Raw genomic sequence first — 15,581 nt, 5'->3', positions numbered from 1 at the left:
ACCGTTCCACAAAGGTCGGTCAGCGACTATCGAGAGGGCGTGGGCGCTGGTGCAAGGTCGGTTTTGGACTCTGCTCAAACGATGGTGGACGGTACTCGTCGCGGCCGCAGTGGTGGCGGTGGTGGCCTTCGGTGTTACTCGGTTACACGGCGTTTTCGGTTCGAACGTCGAGCTGACCCGCCCCGGCAACGAGGCCATGGAGAACACCAACTACAACCCCAAGCGCGTCTTGCTCGAGGTCTTCGGCACGGCCGGGAGCACCGCGACCATCAACTTCCTCGATGAAATGGCGCAGCCGCACCGCGTCGACAATGCGCCGCTGCCGTGGTCGCACGAGCTCGTCACCAACGACCCCACCCTGTTCGCCGACCTGCGCGCGCAGGGCACCGGTGACGCAACCGGCTGCCGCATCACCGTGGACGGCATCGTCAAGGACGAAAGGACCGTCACCATCGTGAACGGCTACACCACCTGCCTGGACAAGTCCGCATGAGTACCGGCCACGCCCAGGAGTCCCGCGCAGCCAGGATCATCCGCCGGCTCGCGGTGCCGATCATTTTGTTCTGGGTGGCGATCGCGGCGGTGACCAACGCCACCGTGCCGCAGCTGGAAGTGGTTGGCGAAGAACGTTCTGCCCCACTGAATGCCGCCGATGCACCGTCCACCATGGCGATGCGCCATATCGGCAAGGTCTTCAACGAGTTCGACTCGGACAGCTCGGCCATGGTCGTGCTCGAGAGTGACAAACCCCTTGGTGCGCAAGCACATCAGTTCTACGACACGCTGGTGCAGCGACTCAAGGACGACCGTGAACACGTGCAACACGTCGCCGATTATTGGGGCGATCCCATCACCGCGGGCGGTTCGCAGAGCAAGGACGGTAAGGCCGCGTACGTGCAGGTCTACGTCGCCGGCAATCAGGGTGAGGCGCTCTCCAATCAATCCGTCGATGCCGTACGCCGCATCGTCGCGGACACGCCCGCCCCGGACGGGGTCAAGGCCTACATAACCGGCGAAGCCCCGACGATCACCGATCAGTTCGAGGTAGGCAACGCGGGCTCTGCCCAGGTCACCCTCATCACCTTCGCGGTCATCGCCATCATGCTGTTAATCGTCTACCGCTCGCTGACGACCACGGCACTGGTGCTGGTGACGGTCCTCGTCGAACTATCGGCAGCGCGTGGAATCGTTGCGGCACTGGCACATACAGGCGTCATCGGCTTGTCGACCTATGCCACGAACCTGCTGACCATGCTCGCCATCGCCGCCGGCACCGACTACGCGATATTCTTCGTCGGCCGCTATCAGGAAGCACGCTCGGCCGGTGAGGATCGCCTGACCGCCTACCAGACGATGTTCAAGTCCACCGCGCACGTCATCATCGGATCGGGTCTGACTGTTGCGGGCGCGCTACTTTGCCTGTCGTTCACGCGGCTGCCCTACTTTCAGACCCTGGGTGTGCCCGCGGCACTCGGGGTACTGGTGACGCTGGCCGCGGCGCTCACCATGGCACCGGCCGTGCTGGTGATCGCCAGCCGCTTCGGACTTATGGAGCCCAAACGCGCCATGCGTACCCGTGGTTGGCGTCGGATCGGCACAGCAATCGTGCGCTGGCCCGGCCCCATTCTCGTCGTCTCGTGCGTGGTAACGCTCATTGGACTGCTCGCGTTGCCCGGGTACAAGACCACCTACGACGGGCGCATCTACATGCCCGCGTCGACTCCCTCCAACGTGGGCTACGCCGCAGCCGAGCGGCACTTCTCCGTCGCGCGGCTCAACCCCGAGCTCCTCATGATCGAAACCGATTTCGATATGCGTAACCCCGCAGGCATGGTCCTGCTGGAACGCGTCGCCAAGTCCGTTCTCCACGCCCGCGGCGTGGCCCTGGTCCAATCGATCACCCGGCCCCTCGGCACTCCCATCACCCACTCCTCCATTCCCTTTCAGATCAGTGCATCAAGTGCCAGCCAACTGATGAACCTCTCCCAGCAGCAGAACCAGGCCCTCTATCTGTCTCAGCAGGCCGATCAGATGACGCAAACCATCGCAGTGCTGAAAAACCAACTGGCACTTCAGAAACAGAGCGCCACGACCACCCATGAACAGACCCAGGGATTCCAGCAGACCGTGGCGGTAGCCCAGGACTTACGCGACAAGATCGCCAACTTCGACGACCAGTTCCGACCCATACGCAACTACTTTTACTGGGAACCGCACTGCTTCGACATCCCCTTCTGCGCGGCACTGCGGTCCCTCTTCGATGCTCTGGACGGCATCGATGAACTGGTCGATGCACTCCAGACGGTCACCGGGAGCCTCACCAAGCTCGACGCACTACAGCCCAAACTCGTCGATCTCATACCGCCCCAGATCGCGATACAGGAGAAGAACCGCGACCTGACCCAGTCCAACTACGCCATCAATAACGGCACCAACACACAGAATGAGGAATCCACCCGCACCGCAACAGAGTTGGGCAAGGCCTTCGACGACGCGAAGAACGATGACTCCTTCTACCTGCCACCGGAGGCATTCGACAACCCCGCGTTCAAACGCGGCATGAAGCTGTACATGTCCCCGGACGGCAAGGCCGCCCGCATGATCATTACCCACCAAGGAGATCCGCAGACCTCCGAGGGCATTGAGCACATCAATGCGATCAAGGAAGCGGCATTCGATGCCGTCAAGGCCACGCCGTTGGCCGATGCCAAGATCTATGTAGCTGGAACCGCCTCGGCGTACAAGGACATTGCTGAAGGACAGAAATACGATCTGCTGATGGCCGCGTTGGCCTCGCTTGGCCTCATCCTGCTCATCATGATGTTCCTGACGCGCAGCCTCGTGGCGGCCATGGTCATCGTGGGGACGGTGGCGCTATCGCTGGCGGCATCCTTCGGGATGTCGGTGGTGGTGTGGCAGTACATCTTCGGAATTCCGCTGTACTGGGTCATCTTCCCGCTGGCGGTCATCATCTTGCTGGCGGTCGGGGCAGACTACAACCTGCTATTGATCTCCCGCTTCAAAGAAGAAACCGGCGCGGGGTTGAAGACGGGCATCATCCGCGCCATCGCCGGCACCGGTGGGGTCGTCACCGCCGCCGGCCTGGTCTTCGCGGTGACGATGTCATCCTTCATCTTCAGCGATCTGCGCGTTCTCGGCCAGATCGGTACCACCATCGGCCTCGGGCTGCTCTTCGACACCCTGGTGGTGCGGTCGTTCTTGACGCCCGCGATAGCCACCATGCTGGGCCGCTGGTTCTGGTGGCCCCTCAATGTGCGTTCCCGCCCATTACCAAAACCATTTGGGCCGAAACCCGTTGGGGCCGAATACGCCACCGGACCGATCCCGACGGGCGGGTAGCGCTTACTGGGGCTGTACCCACGGTTCGGTGGGCAGCGGAGCGCCGGTCTCCAAGAAGGACTTGAGGTTTGACAGCACGGCCGCCCATCCGTCACTGGCCTGCGCGTACTCGGCAGGGTCCGCGAGATCGGCATGTGCCACGGTTAGCCGCACGATGTCTCGGTACGGCTGAATCAGGAAAGTGACGGTGGAGGCGGGATTCTCACCGCCCTCCACGGGCTCAGCCCCGTGAGTACGAGCTTACGAGGCGGTTCGCTTTCCACGACGACGCCAACGATCTCGACGATTCCCGATTCGTCGCGTTGATGTTCCCAACGTGAACTCTGTTGCCAATCATACACATTCGCATGTCCCCGGTACTGGACCCTGAGCCAGGGATCGGTGATGGCCCGCCAGACCTTCTCCGGGGTGCTGTTGATGTACGGGGTGTAGACGAAAGTGAGTTGAGACATGTTCGACTCCTCAGCTCGCCGCTTGATCGCACTCAGCGCCCGCAGCCGCGGGCGCTCGAACTTGTCGATCCATCGTTCCTGAATCTCTCGCAGCGGAACTGAATTAAGACAGTGCAGCTTCTCGCGGCCTCGTCGCACCGTGCTGATCAGGTTGGCGTATTCGAGCACACCCAGGTGTTGAGTCACCGACTGTCGCGCCATTCCGACCCCGACGCACAGCCGACTCAGGGTCTGACCGTTGTGTTCATACAGCTGATCCAGCAGCGCACGCCGAGTGGAATCGGCGAGAGCCTTGAAGACATCCGCGAGGCCAGGATCGGGATCGGACGAGGACGCCCCCTCAGGGCACCGCAGCGGCGTCCATCAGCTGCTGCAGCATCTGGGGCCGCGGATCGCCGTCAATCGCCACCTCTGTGTTCATCACAATCGCCGCCCCCACACCACGTACCGTGTCGATCTTGACGTACGAAGCGGTACCTACCTCGCTGCCGGCATGTTGCCACTGGCCATCAGCGTCCCCGCGCAGTCTGTGCCAGGCGTACCCCTGAGAGATGAACGGCAGTGGAGCCTCCGACGACGCCATGATTTCTGGAGAGACCTGGTCCGCCAACGCCGCCGACGCCTGGGCGCGCGGAAGCACTTCAACACCGTCCAGCGTGCCGTTACCCAGCCACAGTCGGGCCCACCGCGCCAAGTCAAGCGAGTTGGATCGCAGACCGCCATCGGGTGTGAGACAGCTTGCGTACGGCGAGTATTCGGTATGACCCGTGTAGTCATCGGCGATTGCCACAGGTATCAGGTTGCGGTAATCGAGCCACATGCCCTTCTTCGCCCCGTTCTCAAACCAGGCGTGTGGATACGCCCGCCGGCCGTCCGGGATGCGGTCACGATCGAAATCAGAGTTCACCATTCCCGCCGGCTGCAGAACGTGCTCACGGCAGTAATCGGCGAAGGGTTGGCCCGTCACCGCGTGTACGAGAAAACCCGCCAGATCAAATCCGATGTCGGAGTACATATGCACGTGTCCGGGCTTCGATTTCGTGAAGTTCTCTTCGCGGTTGTACGTCCACCCACGCGGTGCGGGCGTGAGAAAGTCGTGAAGCCATCGACCTAGCTCACCCGAATCGGGAGCGGGGCCGATACGGGGAGCGTATCCGTACGGACCCAATTCCGGACCGGTGGTCAGCGGCGTCAGGTGAGCCAGCAAGTACCGGACAGTGATCGGGGTATCTGGGTAATAGGGGCTGCGCACACTCCTCGGGCCGTAGGCCTTGCTCTCCGTCAGAACATCATTCACATCTGTATCGAGGCCGATGCGTCCCGCCGCGACCAACTGCAGCACGGCCGTCGCCGTGATCGTCTTACTTACTGACCCAATATTGATGGTGCTCAGTGCCGTCATCGGTTGCCCGGCCCTCGCCGCTCCCCATCCATCAGCATACACCGTGCCCTCACGAGTGACTGCCGAAACACTGCACCCCAGAATATGTTTCGAATCAGTCAGTCTCATCAGGTCATTTTTGAGACCCACAGGCAACAGCGGCGCCTGAGCACCCTCACCGGACTCACGCACATCGCCCGAGGACGAACAGGCAGCCATATCGCCGGCGGCCACCGCCAACGCTGCAGCGGACACGCCAACAATGATCTGACGCCTATTTGGCTGTGTCACAGAACTCTCCAATCACTTCAGCACGCACGATGTCGAGCCGGCAATGTGCATGCGACTATCGCATAGTTCACTTCGACTGCGCCCCTGGATTATCGCGGGCCTAGACAAGACACATATATAGAGCTGTGCAGCACATACTTTGGACCATCACTCACACCTGGCCAGCCTTGCGGAGTGACGCCGAGACATCGGTTTCCACCGCTCGAATCTCCGCGCTGCGGGGAGCGGTCAACACACGACTGGCCACTCGGCCCGGTCGGCCCCTGAGGTTCGGCCTAGGTTCGTGGGACCTTATATCCCATCTGTCCGCGTGGTCGGCGATATCCTTGAAAACCTTGTCCGCCAATGAGAATGGCCGGGTGCTGACTGCACCCGGCCATTCTCATGGTATTTACCTGCCTATTGCAACGGGTGCCTCATGGGAGGCCTTGCCCCGGCCGGATGTCGCCGACCCTGCGGCTCCGCGACTGAATCGGACGCCCTTGTCGGCGACCTTCCCGTACTTGAGCACAGGCAGCTCACGGAAGTAGTTCTGGTACGACCGCCACGGGGCCGTCGGCACCTGATGCGGCACAGCGCTGGCCGCACGCGAGATGTAACCGGAGTCCAAGTCCACGAACGGCAGCCGTTCGGACGTTTCGGGCTCGACCGGCCACACGACCGACTGGCCCGTCTTGTCCATGTAGTTGAGCAGCCTGCAGGTGTACAGCGACACCAGATCGGCACGCAGCGTCCAGGAGGCATTGGTGTAGCCAAACGTGAAGATGAAGTTCGGGATGCCCGTCAGCATCAGACCCTTATAGGTGATGCATTTCGACGGGTCCACCTCGACGCCGTCGACAACCGGCTTCAGGCCGGCCGCCAGCTGAACATTCAGACCCGTTGCGGTGACAACGATGTCGGCCTCAAGCTCTTCACCCGACTCCAGCAGGATGCCCTTGGGGGTGAAGCGTGCGATCCGGTCGGTGGCCACCGATGCGGTGCCCTTGCGCAGTGCGCGGAACAGATCCGAATCCGGCACCACACACAGCCGCTGGTCCCACGGGTTGTACTTCGGAGTGAAGTGCTTGTCCAGATCGAAATCGGGCAGCTGACGCTTCAGCAGAGCGCGCAGAATTCCCTTCATCCGCTCGGGGTCGCGGCGGCTCGTCTGGTAGCTGATGAAGCTGACCATCTGGTTCTTCCACTTGACGATCGGGTACGCGATCGAGGCCGGTACCTTGCCCTGCAGCGCCACCGCAAGCGCGTCCGTGGACGGCAGTGACACCACATAGGTGGGCGAGCGCTGCAGCATGGTCACGTGACCGGCCGTTCCCGCCATCGCGGGCACCAGGGTCATGGCGGTGGCCCCACTGCCGATGACTACGACCTTCTTGCCCGCATAGTCCAGATCCTCCGGCCAATGCTGCGGGTGGATCACCTGACCGGTGAAGTCGTCGATGCCCTCGAACTCGGGCGTGAAGCCCTCGTCGTAGTTGTAGTACCCTGTGCAGCCCAGGAAGAACTCGGTGGTGAACTCGACGATCTCACCGTCGTGCTCGGCGCGCACCGTCCAGAGCCCGCGCTCAGAGGACCACTCGGCGCTCACTACCTTGTGACCGAAACGGATCTTCTGGTCCACACCGAACTCACGTGCGGTGGCGGTGACGTACTCGCGGATCGAGGCTCCGTCGGCGATGCCCTTGGTGCTCGTCCAGGGCCGGAAGTTGTAGCCGAGGGTGAACATGTCGGAGTCCGAGCGGATACCCGGGTAGCGGAACAGGTCCCAGGTGCCACCGATGCGCTCACGCGCCTCCAGCACCACGAACTTCTTGCCCGGCACGTCGCGGGTGATGTGGCATGCCATGCCAATACCCGAGATCCCGGCGCCCACGATGACAATGTCGACATGTTCGGTCATGACAGCTAGGCTATCGACGCAGTGTCGAGAAAGTCAACAGTGTGTCGAGAACTTCATAGAATGTGCAGGTAGACGTGGCTAAACCAGCTACAAGAGGCCGCAAAACGACGCGCCCGTCCGGGGACGAGCGGATCCAGGCGATCCTGGCGACCGCCGAGGAGTTACTCGGCCAGCGCCCCCTTGCCGACGTCTCTGTTGATGATCTGGCACGCGGCGCGGGAATCTCCCGGCCGACGTTCTACTTCTACTTCCCCTCCAAGGAAGCCGTCCTCCTCACGCTCGCCGAGCGAATCATCGAGGAAGCCGACGCCAATGTCGCGAGCATCGACCCGGCCGCCATGACGAGCCCCGCGCACTACTGGCGCGCCGTGATCAAGGCCTACTTCGACGCCTTCGGTTCCCACCGATCCCTCACGGTCGCGTTGTCCGGGGTCCAGGGCACCAGCGCCGAACTGGATCAACGCTGGTCCGAAGTGACGGAAAACTGGGTCACCAACACGACGGCGGGCATCGAGTCCGAACGCGAACGCGGGGCGGCACCCGCCACCATTCCCGCCCGCGATATCGCCATCGCACTCAACCTCATCAACCAGTCGATGATGCGGGCAACCTTCACCGGTCAGCAACCCGCCGTCGCCGACGACGACGTTGTCGATACGCTGCTCCACGTCTGGCTTAATGCGATCTATGGAGGGGTCAGTGCCTGAGAGTCTTCGCGCGAGCGGCTCATCCATGCGCATTCGTGCTGCGGTGCTACACGCGGCACCGATCGAGCGGCCGTATCGCGACACCCACCCGCTGAAACTCGTTGAACTGGAGCTCGACCCACCCGGGCCCGGTGAGGTACTGGTCCGCATCGAGGCCGCGGGGCTGTGCCACTCGGATCTGTCGGTGGTCGACGGGAACCGGATACGCCCGGTGCCGATGGCACTCGGACACGAGGCGGCCGGTGTCATCGCCGAAGTGGGCCCCGGTGTTCGCGACGTCTCCCCCGGCGATCACGTGGTGTTGGTGTACGTGCCGAGCTGTGGTGCCTGCAGGTACTGCTCCTCGGGCCGCCCCGCGCTGTGCCCGGACGCCGCGGCGGCCAACGGCCGCGGTGATCTCATCCGCGGCGGCACCCGCCTGCGCGATCTGACCGGCGCCGAGGTGCGTCACCACCTGGGCGTCTCGGGTTTCGCCGACCACGCTGTGGTGGACCGCAATTCGGTGGTTGTCATCGATCAGAACGTTCCGTTGGACACGGCCGCACTCTTCGGCTGCGCCATGCTGACCGGCTTCGGAGCCGTCACCCACACCGCCTCGGTGCGCCCCGGCGACTCGGTCGCGGTACTCGGGCTGGGCGGCGTGGGACTGGCCGTCGTGATGTCGGCGGCCGCCGCGGGCGCCGGCGAGGTGCTGGCCATCGACCCGGTACCCGCCAAACGCGAACTGGCCCTTGAACTCGGAGCGACGCGCGCCTGCGCGCCGGATGAAGCCCCCGGCGGTCACGATTGGGTATTCGAGGTCGTCGGGTCGGCGGCGGTGCTGGAACAGGCCTACGCGCTCACCGGCCGCGGCGGAGGCACCGTGTCGGTGGGACTGCCGCATCCCGATGCACGAATTACCCTGCCCGCGTTGAGCATTGTTGCCGAGGGCCGCAGCATCCTGGGCTCGTACATGGGATCGGCGCAGCCGCAACAGGACATCCCGGCAATGCTCGCGCTGTGGCGGGCCGGGCGACTGCCAGTGGAGAAGCTCAAGTCCGATGACCTGCCGTTGGACGACATCAACATCGCGCTCGACGCCCTGGCCGATGGCCAGGCTGTTCGACAGATCCTGCGCCCCGGCCCGGTGACGGCATGACCAAGCCAGAGCTGCCCACCAAAGCAGACTTCCCGGTACACCGTCTGCACCAAACACGTTGGGCCGACAACGATGTGTACGGACACGTCAACAACGTCGTCTACTACGCCTGGTTCGATACCGCCGTCAACGGCTGGCTGATGGATGCCGCCGGGTGCGATATCCGCGACCTGCCCGCCATCGGCGTCGTCGCCGAAACCTCCTGCAAGTATCTGGCCGAGGTATCCTTCCCCGACGAGCTGTCCATCGGACTGGCCCTGGAACACCGCGGCCGCAGCAGCGTCATCTACAAGCTCGCGGTGTTCACGGTTGTCGACGGCGTGGTCGAGGACACTCCCCGCGCCCTGGGCCGGTTCGTCCATGTCTACGTGGACTCCGACGCCCGCACCCCCGTACCCATCCCCGAGCAAGTAGCGACAGCTCTCGAACAGTTGAGGTAGCGACACATGCCAGCTTTGCAGCGCTCCGAAGGCATCTACACCCTTGAGCTCGGCACAGACGAGAACCGTTTCACCACAGCGAATATCGAGCAGATCAACGCACTGCTCGACGAGGTGCTCGCCGACGACACCCCGTCCGCGCTGGTGGTCACCGGCAGTGGCAAGTTCTTCTCCAACGGGCTGGACGTCGACTTCCTGGGCGCCAACCCCGACAAACTCAGCTGGTACATCACCGAGGTTCAGAAGATCCTGGCGCGCTTCCTGGTGTTCCCCACACCCACCGTCGCCGCCGTGAACGGTCACGCCTTCGGCGCCGGAGCCATGGTCGCGCTGGCATGCGATTACCGGGTGATGCGTACCGATCGCGGCTTCTTCTGTCTTCCCGAGGTCGATCTCGGCATGCCGTTCACCCCCGGCATGTCTGCGCTGTGTCAGGGGAAGATGACGCCCCAGGCGGCATCGGCCACCATGCCCAGCGGCCGGCGTCTCGGCGGATCCGAATCCCTGAACTACCAGATCGTCGACGCGGCCGTTGCCGAGGACCAGGTGCTCTCTACCGCAACGAGTTTCGTGTCATCGCTGGTAGGAAAGAACCGGGACACGCTTGGCACCGTCAAGTACGGGATGTACGGCTCAATCGTGCCACTGTTGCTCGCCGGCCTGGGGTCGTGACAGCAGGGCAACGATGGCCAGCGCGACCGCGATAGCCGAGGCCACGATCGCAACCCAGAACCCATAGCCCGTCACAATCGGGGCCTTGATGTTGATGCGGTAGTACAGCAATTCCAGCCCCAAGAGCGTCAGCGCCAGTACACCTGCGGCGATCGGGGCGATGCGATGCAGAATGTGCTGGCCCACCATGCATCCGGCCACTACGAGAAGCGCCGAAACCAGCAAGATCATCTGGCCCGCACCGAAACCCGGTGCGAGCACCACCGATCCGGTGGCACCGCCGATGGCGTTGGCCCTGCCCCCGCCACTGGCCGACGTTCGCAACCAGGGGAGCCAGACACTGAACCCGATCACCAGACCGGTAAACGCGATCACCCACCCGGCGCGTCTCACGGCAGTTGACTCGGAACGCATTTGGCCAGCATGGCCTTCAACGCGCGGCGCTCGTCAGCGGTCAGTTTCTCCATAACCTCGTTCTCGCCGGCGGTTACCGCCTCCACAGCCTTCTCCAGTTGAGTGGTGCCGCGCCGGGTCAGGCGGGCCGGCAGCGACCGCCCGTGGTCTGCGTTCTCCGGACGGCTGATGAGGCCCTCCTGCTCCAGCCGGTGCAACACCGCATTCATGGCCTGCCGGGTGACCATCGCCTGCCGAGCCAGTTCGGAATTGGACATGCCGGGGTAGCTCCGCAGAATGTGCATGCAGATGTACTCGGGCAGGCTGAGGCCCATGGGCTCCAACCGGGCCGCCACCTTGCCGCGCAGTGATGTCGCGGTGCGGGTCAGCAAGTACCCCAGGGTCGCGGTTCCGTCGATATCCATGTCAATGATGTTGACTTATGTCAGTGCCGCTTACAAGCAGGTCCCCGCGCCGTGTCGGGCGCGGGGACCTTTGAGCTTGCTACCGGGGACTAGTCCGACGACGCCTTGTGCGAGTCGCTGTGCGAGGAACCGTTCGAGGCGCTCGAGTGTGAGTCGCTCGATGAGGAGCTCGAAGCGGACTCCGACTTACCGGTGCTCGATGCGGCGCTCTCGGGCTTCTTCGCAGCTGAAGAGTCATTTTCGGACTTCTTCGGTGCCGACCCCTTGTCGGACTTGGTGTCCTTGGAATCGGCCTTCTCGCTCTTGTCTGCCTTGGCCGAGTCTTCGGTCTTCGGCGCAACCCCGCCGCTGACCTCTCCGACCTTGGTGGCCGGGGTGGGCAGTTTGACCTTCGGAACGTTGACCTTCGGCTCCGCAGGCTTGACGGCATCAGCAGGCGTCGCGGGCTTGGCGGGCTCTGCCGGGGTCGCCGGCTTGACGGCCTCGGCGGGGGTGACCGCTTCCACGGGCTTGGCAGGCTCAGCCGGAGTCGTCACCTTCACCGGCTCCACCGAGGTGGCGGGCTTGGCCGGCTCTGCCGGAGTCGTCACCTTGACCGGCTCGGCAGGAGTCGTCGCCTTGACTGGCTCGGCGGAAGTGGCCGCTTCGGCCGGGGTCGCGGGCTTGGCAGGCTCAGCCGGAGTCGTCACCTTCACCGGCTCCGCCGAGGTGGCAGGCTTCGTCGCGTCCTCGAGGGTCGCGGGCTTGGCGACTTCCGACTTGGCAACTTCCGGCTTGGTGGCATCGGATTGAACGGCCGCAGCGTTGGTGATCAGCTTCGACGAGGGCGTGACCAAGGAGGTGATGCCCGGAATGGTCGGAATGGTCGGCGGCGTCTGCTTCGTAATCCCTTGCAGATACGACAACACCGCGGCCGGAACACCCGGCAACTGACCAAGAGCCGTCACAAAATCAGTGATCACCTTCTGATTCGCGGCCGTATTCAACTGCCCCGTCGCGTACCAGAAGGGAACGTTGAACGGCAGCGTCAACGCCCCACCCAACACCGTAAACACCGGCTGAATCGCCGTGAACAAACTCGGCGCCGGCGCAGCAGCCGCAGCCGTCGGAGTGGACAGCGCCGCAGTCTTCACCGTCGGCGAAGCCGCCGCCGACGTCAACCCCGGAATCGACGGGATCGTCGGCAGCGTCTGCGACGGGATACCCGCCAAGTACGACAACACCGCAGCCGGAACACCCGGCAACTGACCAAGAGCCGTCACAAAATCAGTGATCACCTTCTGATTCGCGGCCGCGTTCAGCTGCCCCGTCACAAACCAGAACGGAATGTTGAACGGCAGCGTCAACGCCCCACCCAACACCGTAAACACCGGCTGAATCGCCGTGAACAAACTCGGCGCCGGCGCAGCAGCCGCAGCCGTCGGAGTGGACAGCGCCGCAGTCTTCACCGTCGGCGAAGCCGCCGCCGACGTCAACCCCGGAATCGACGGGATCGTCGGCAGCGTCTGCGACGGGATACCCGCCAAGTACGACAACACCGCAGCCGGAACACCCGGCAACTGACCAATGGCCGTCACAAAGTTGTTGATCGTGGTCTGGTTCGCGGCCGCGTTCAGCTGCCCCGTCACAAACCAGAACGGAATGTTGAACGGCAGCGTCAACGCCCCGCCCAACACCGTAAACACCGGCTGAATCGCCGTGAACAAACTCGGCGCCGGCGCAGCAGCCGCAGCCAAAGGCGTCGCGGCGGAACCCTGAACACCCGGCAAGGTCGCCAGCGAGCCGATGCTGGCGGGCGAGAGCGTGCCGTCGTTCGACGTCAGGACATAAGCCTGTGTCGACACTGTCCGATGTTGTTCCGGACTGGCGCTAGGAGTTTGGATCGTGAGCGCGGAAGCCGACGCGGCGATGCAAATACTGCAAACCGTCGCGGCCGCCGTCGCACGAAGTCGTATACGCACGTAAACCACCCCTTCTGGGCAAAGTTTGTGAATAGGCTGGAAGTAACCTGAGGAACTTGCCATAAACGTAGGGCACACTGCACCATGCCGCCGACCACGAACTCGATAGTTTTCCTAGCCGTAAGTCAAATATCTCCCGGGCGCCACCAAGGATTGCCCCGCGATTCTCCGAATCAACCAGCGGTTGGGCACATCAACCCGCTGTGACTGTCGGACCCCGGTGCGAGCATCTGTTCATGACCGGAACCGCAAGCATCCTGCACGCGGATCTGGACTCGTTTTACGCCTCCGTCGAGCAACGTGATGATCCAGCGTTGCGCGGCCGCCCGGTGATCGTTGGAGGCGGTGTCGTGTTGGCCGCCAGCTACGAAGCGAAGCGATGCGGGGTCCGCACCGCGATGGGAGGTCGGCAAGCGCAGCAACTGTGCCCGAGAGCCGTGGTGGTCCCACCCCGTTTCGACGCGTACAGCGCGGCAAGCAAGAAGGTCTTCGAGGTCTTCCGAGACACCACTCCCCTGGTCGAGCCGTTGTCCATCGACGAGGCGTTTCTGGATGTCTCTGGCTTACTGCGTATTTCGGGCACACCACGCGATATTGCGGCGACACTGCGCGCGGAGGTAGGCCGGCGGGCAGGTCTGCCGATCACCGTCGGGATCGCCCGCACCAAGTTCCTGGCCAAGGTCGCCAGCCGCCAGGGCAAACCAGATGGGCTTTTGGTGGTGGAGCCCCACGAGGAGCTGTCCTTCCTGCGCCCCTTGCCGGTGCAGGCACTGTGGGGCGTCGGCGCGATCACCGCCGAGAAGCTGCGCGTGTACGGCATCCATACGGTCGCGGATATCGCCGATCTTGGCGAGTCCACTCTGGCATCCATGGTCGGTCGGGCCATGGGCCACCAATTGCATTGCCTGGCACATAATGTCGACCCGCGGCGAGTACAGGGTGGACGACGGCGGCGCTCGATCGGCGCGCAGTGCGCGCTCGGGAGGCGGCGCCGCAGCACCGATGAGATCGACGCCATCGCGACGCAACTCGTCGAACGGATCGCCCGCCGGATGCGTGGCACCGGACGAAGCTGCCGAACGGTGGTACTGCGGCTGCGGTTCGACGATTACACACGCGCGACGCGTTCACGCACCGTGTCGCGGCCCACGACATCTACCGAGCACCTGCTGTCGGTGGCACGACAGCTCGTCGCCGAGGCCACTGCACTCGTCGCTGAACGAGGTATCACCTTGATCGGATTCTCAGTGTCCAACTTCGACCCATGCGGCGCAGCACAATTGGAGCTTCCGTTCATGGGTTTGACGGAGAAGGCGCTGGCGCTCGACAGCACCCTTGATGAACTGCGCGATAAGTTCGGCACGCGGTCGGTGACCCGCGCCACCTTGCTGCACGGAGGCGGACACGAGGAGTGGGGCATCCCCACCTTCGAGGACATCTAACGACGCGGTGCGGCACGTAGCTGTGACACGGTGACAAACCTTTTCATCGGTGGCACATTGCGCGACAAGGGTTCCCGCTAGCTGAAAGGGTGTGCGCGTTCACCAAAAGGAGAGCCCCGTAATCGTCGCGAGGACGATAACGGGGCTCACCGCGGCCGCAATCAGGAATCGACGGAGCACAACCAAAAGGTACCGCCGGTGGTGTCCTGAACCAGCGCCATCCGGCCGTAAGGGGTGTCCTGTGCGGCTGTGAGCACCACACCACCGAGCTCGGTCACCTTGGCCGCACTGGCGTCGGTGTCGTCGGTGCCGAAATACACGGCCCAATGCGCCGGCGCACCCTCGGGGAGCGTCCACTGGCCGACTGTCGCGTCGTTGACGCCGGCAATCGGCTCCCCATCATGCTGGGCGCACGCATACCGGAACTCATCGGAATCGCCCTCTACCTTGGTATTCCACCCGAGTACCTTGGTGTAGAAATCGACCGCCTTGTCATATTCACGGGTGTTCAGTTCATGCCACACTGGCGCGCCCGCCTCGGCGACCAGCTGGAACCCCTTGTGAGCCAGCGGCTGCCACAGACCCACCACGGCACCGGAGGGATCGCCGAATATCCCCATGTATCCGAGCTGCGGAACTTCCATGGCCTGCATGCAATTTCCGCCACCGTTGTCGGCCACTTTCTGCAGCGTGGCGTTGATGTCGTCGGTGGCGAAGTAGGTCGTCCACCCGTCGGGGGCATTCCACTCCGGGTTTTTGGCGATCATTCCCGCGACGGCCTTGCCATCCTTATGAGCGTTGACGTAGCCGCCGTACTCGGGGCCGGCCTCCTGGAGCGTCCAGCCGAACAGCGCGCCATAGAACGCCTTCGACTTCTCAAGGTCCGATGAGGCAAGGTCGATCCACGCGGGGGCGCCGAGTGGAGTTTCTTCACGAGTGGGCATGGGGTCTCCTTGAACTGGATGGGGCATTCACAGGTATCGACCACCGGGGCCGGGAAAACTCATCGCAGGTGCCGA

General features: G+C 63.5%; 13 protein-coding genes and 1 pseudogene. 7 read left to right on the top strand and 7 right to left on the bottom strand.

From position 1 onward, the window contains the following. Positions 1 to 49: 49 nt before the first annotated feature. The gene (locus tag DSM43276_RS04105; protein ID WP_078330779.1) at positions 50 to 493 is read left to right on the top strand and encodes an MmpS family transport accessory protein; all 444 of its coding nucleotides are present in this window, start codon (positions 50 to 52) and stop codon (positions 491 to 493) included. After that, entirely contained in the window at positions 490 to 3,360 is a 2,871-nt protein-coding gene (locus DSM43276_RS04100; protein WP_078330778.1) for an MMPL/RND family transporter, read from the top strand. Before DSM43276_RS04105 ends, DSM43276_RS04100 begins: the two co-directional genes overlap by 4 nt. Before the next feature lie 3 nt (positions 3,361 to 3,363). On the opposite strand, the pseudogene DSM43276_RS04095 reads toward DSM43276_RS04100, so the two are convergent. The 3 genes and pseudogenes from DSM43276_RS04095 to DSM43276_RS04085 all read right to left on the bottom strand — a co-directional run bounded on the left by DSM43276_RS04095 (position 3,364) and on the right by DSM43276_RS04085 (position 7,384). Beyond that, positions 3,364 to 4,166: pseudogene (locus DSM43276_RS04095) on the bottom strand (ArsR/SmtB family transcription factor). Continuing rightward, a complete protein-coding gene (locus DSM43276_RS04090; RefSeq protein WP_078330777.1) occupies positions 4,153 to 5,448 on the bottom strand; it encodes a serine hydrolase domain-containing protein in 1,296 nt (431 codons plus the stop codon). Before DSM43276_RS04090 ends, DSM43276_RS04095 begins: the two are co-directional and overlap by 14 nt. A 427-nt stretch (positions 5,449 to 5,875) precedes the next feature. After that, positions 5,876 to 7,384: a flavin-containing monooxygenase gene (locus DSM43276_RS04085; protein ID WP_078330776.1), complete on the bottom strand. Its 1,509-nt coding sequence runs from the start codon at positions 7,382 to 7,384 to the stop codon at positions 5,876 to 5,878. Positions 7,385 to 7,458: 74 nt separating this feature from the next. Here DSM43276_RS04085 and DSM43276_RS04080 point away from each other — a divergent pair, with 74 nt between their 5' ends. Genes DSM43276_RS04080 through DSM43276_RS04065 form a run of 4 tightly spaced genes read left to right on the top strand, consistent with a single transcriptional unit; the run spans position 7,459 to position 10,341 of the window. Beyond that, entirely contained in the window at positions 7,459 to 8,091 is a 633-nt protein-coding gene (locus DSM43276_RS04080) for a TetR/AcrR family transcriptional regulator (RefSeq protein ID WP_136628984.1), read from the top strand. 25 nt (positions 8,092 to 8,116) lie between these two features. Beyond that, positions 8,117 to 9,229 carry an alcohol dehydrogenase catalytic domain-containing protein gene (locus DSM43276_RS04075; protein ID WP_136629151.1) on the top strand — a complete coding sequence of 371 codons (1,113 nt, stop codon included), beginning with the start codon at positions 8,117 to 8,119 and terminating at the stop codon, positions 9,227 to 9,229. Next, a complete protein-coding gene (locus tag DSM43276_RS04070; protein WP_078296816.1) occupies positions 9,226 to 9,669 on the top strand; it encodes an acyl-CoA thioesterase in 444 nt (147 codons plus the stop codon). Before DSM43276_RS04075 ends, DSM43276_RS04070 begins: the two co-directional genes overlap by 4 nt. Before the next feature lie 6 nt (positions 9,670 to 9,675). Further along, on the top strand, positions 9,676 to 10,341 hold the full coding sequence (locus DSM43276_RS04065) for an enoyl-CoA hydratase/isomerase family protein (protein ID WP_078330774.1): 666 nt from the start codon (positions 9,676 to 9,678) through the stop codon (positions 10,339 to 10,341). Here DSM43276_RS04065 and DSM43276_RS04060 read toward each other — a convergent pair. From DSM43276_RS04060 to DSM43276_RS04050, 3 genes are all read right to left on the bottom strand, one after another. Next, positions 10,303 to 10,734, bottom strand: a complete 432-nt coding sequence (locus DSM43276_RS04060) for a hypothetical protein (RefSeq protein WP_109556232.1) — start codon at positions 10,732 to 10,734, stop codon at positions 10,303 to 10,305. The two genes, DSM43276_RS04065 and DSM43276_RS04060, sit on opposite strands and share 39 nt — an antisense overlap. Continuing rightward, entirely contained in the window at positions 10,731 to 11,159 is a 429-nt protein-coding gene (locus DSM43276_RS04055; RefSeq protein ID WP_078324979.1) for a MarR family winged helix-turn-helix transcriptional regulator, read from the bottom strand. Before DSM43276_RS04055 ends, DSM43276_RS04060 begins: the two co-directional genes overlap by 4 nt. Positions 11,160 to 11,248: 89 nt before the next feature. After that, positions 11,249 to 13,129 carry a hypothetical protein gene (locus DSM43276_RS04050; protein WP_420359330.1) on the bottom strand — a complete coding sequence of 627 codons (1,881 nt, stop codon included), beginning with the start codon at positions 13,127 to 13,129 and terminating at the stop codon, positions 11,249 to 11,251. A gap of 227 nt (positions 13,130 to 13,356) precedes the next feature. On the opposite strand from DSM43276_RS04050, the gene dinB reads away from it, so the two are divergent. Further along, positions 13,357 to 14,562: a DNA polymerase IV gene (dinB, locus tag DSM43276_RS04045; protein WP_078330759.1), complete on the top strand. Its 1,206-nt coding sequence runs from the start codon at positions 13,357 to 13,359 to the stop codon at positions 14,560 to 14,562. 161 nt (positions 14,563 to 14,723) lie between these two features. On the opposite strand, the gene DSM43276_RS04040 is transcribed toward dinB, so the two are convergent. After that, the gene (locus DSM43276_RS04040; protein ID WP_078330758.1) at positions 14,724 to 15,506 is read right to left on the bottom strand and encodes a VOC family protein; all 783 of its coding nucleotides are present in this window, start codon (positions 15,504 to 15,506) and stop codon (positions 14,724 to 14,726) included. Between the last annotated feature and the right edge of the window lie 75 nt (positions 15,507 to 15,581).

Source organism: Mycobacteroides salmoniphilum, from assembly GCF_004924335.1.
Classification (GTDB): domain Bacteria; phylum Actinomycetota; class Actinomycetes; order Mycobacteriales; family Mycobacteriaceae; genus Mycobacterium; species Mycobacterium salmoniphilum.
Note: the sequence above shows the minus strand (reverse complement) of the source record. Positions and strands in the feature narration are given on the sequence as shown.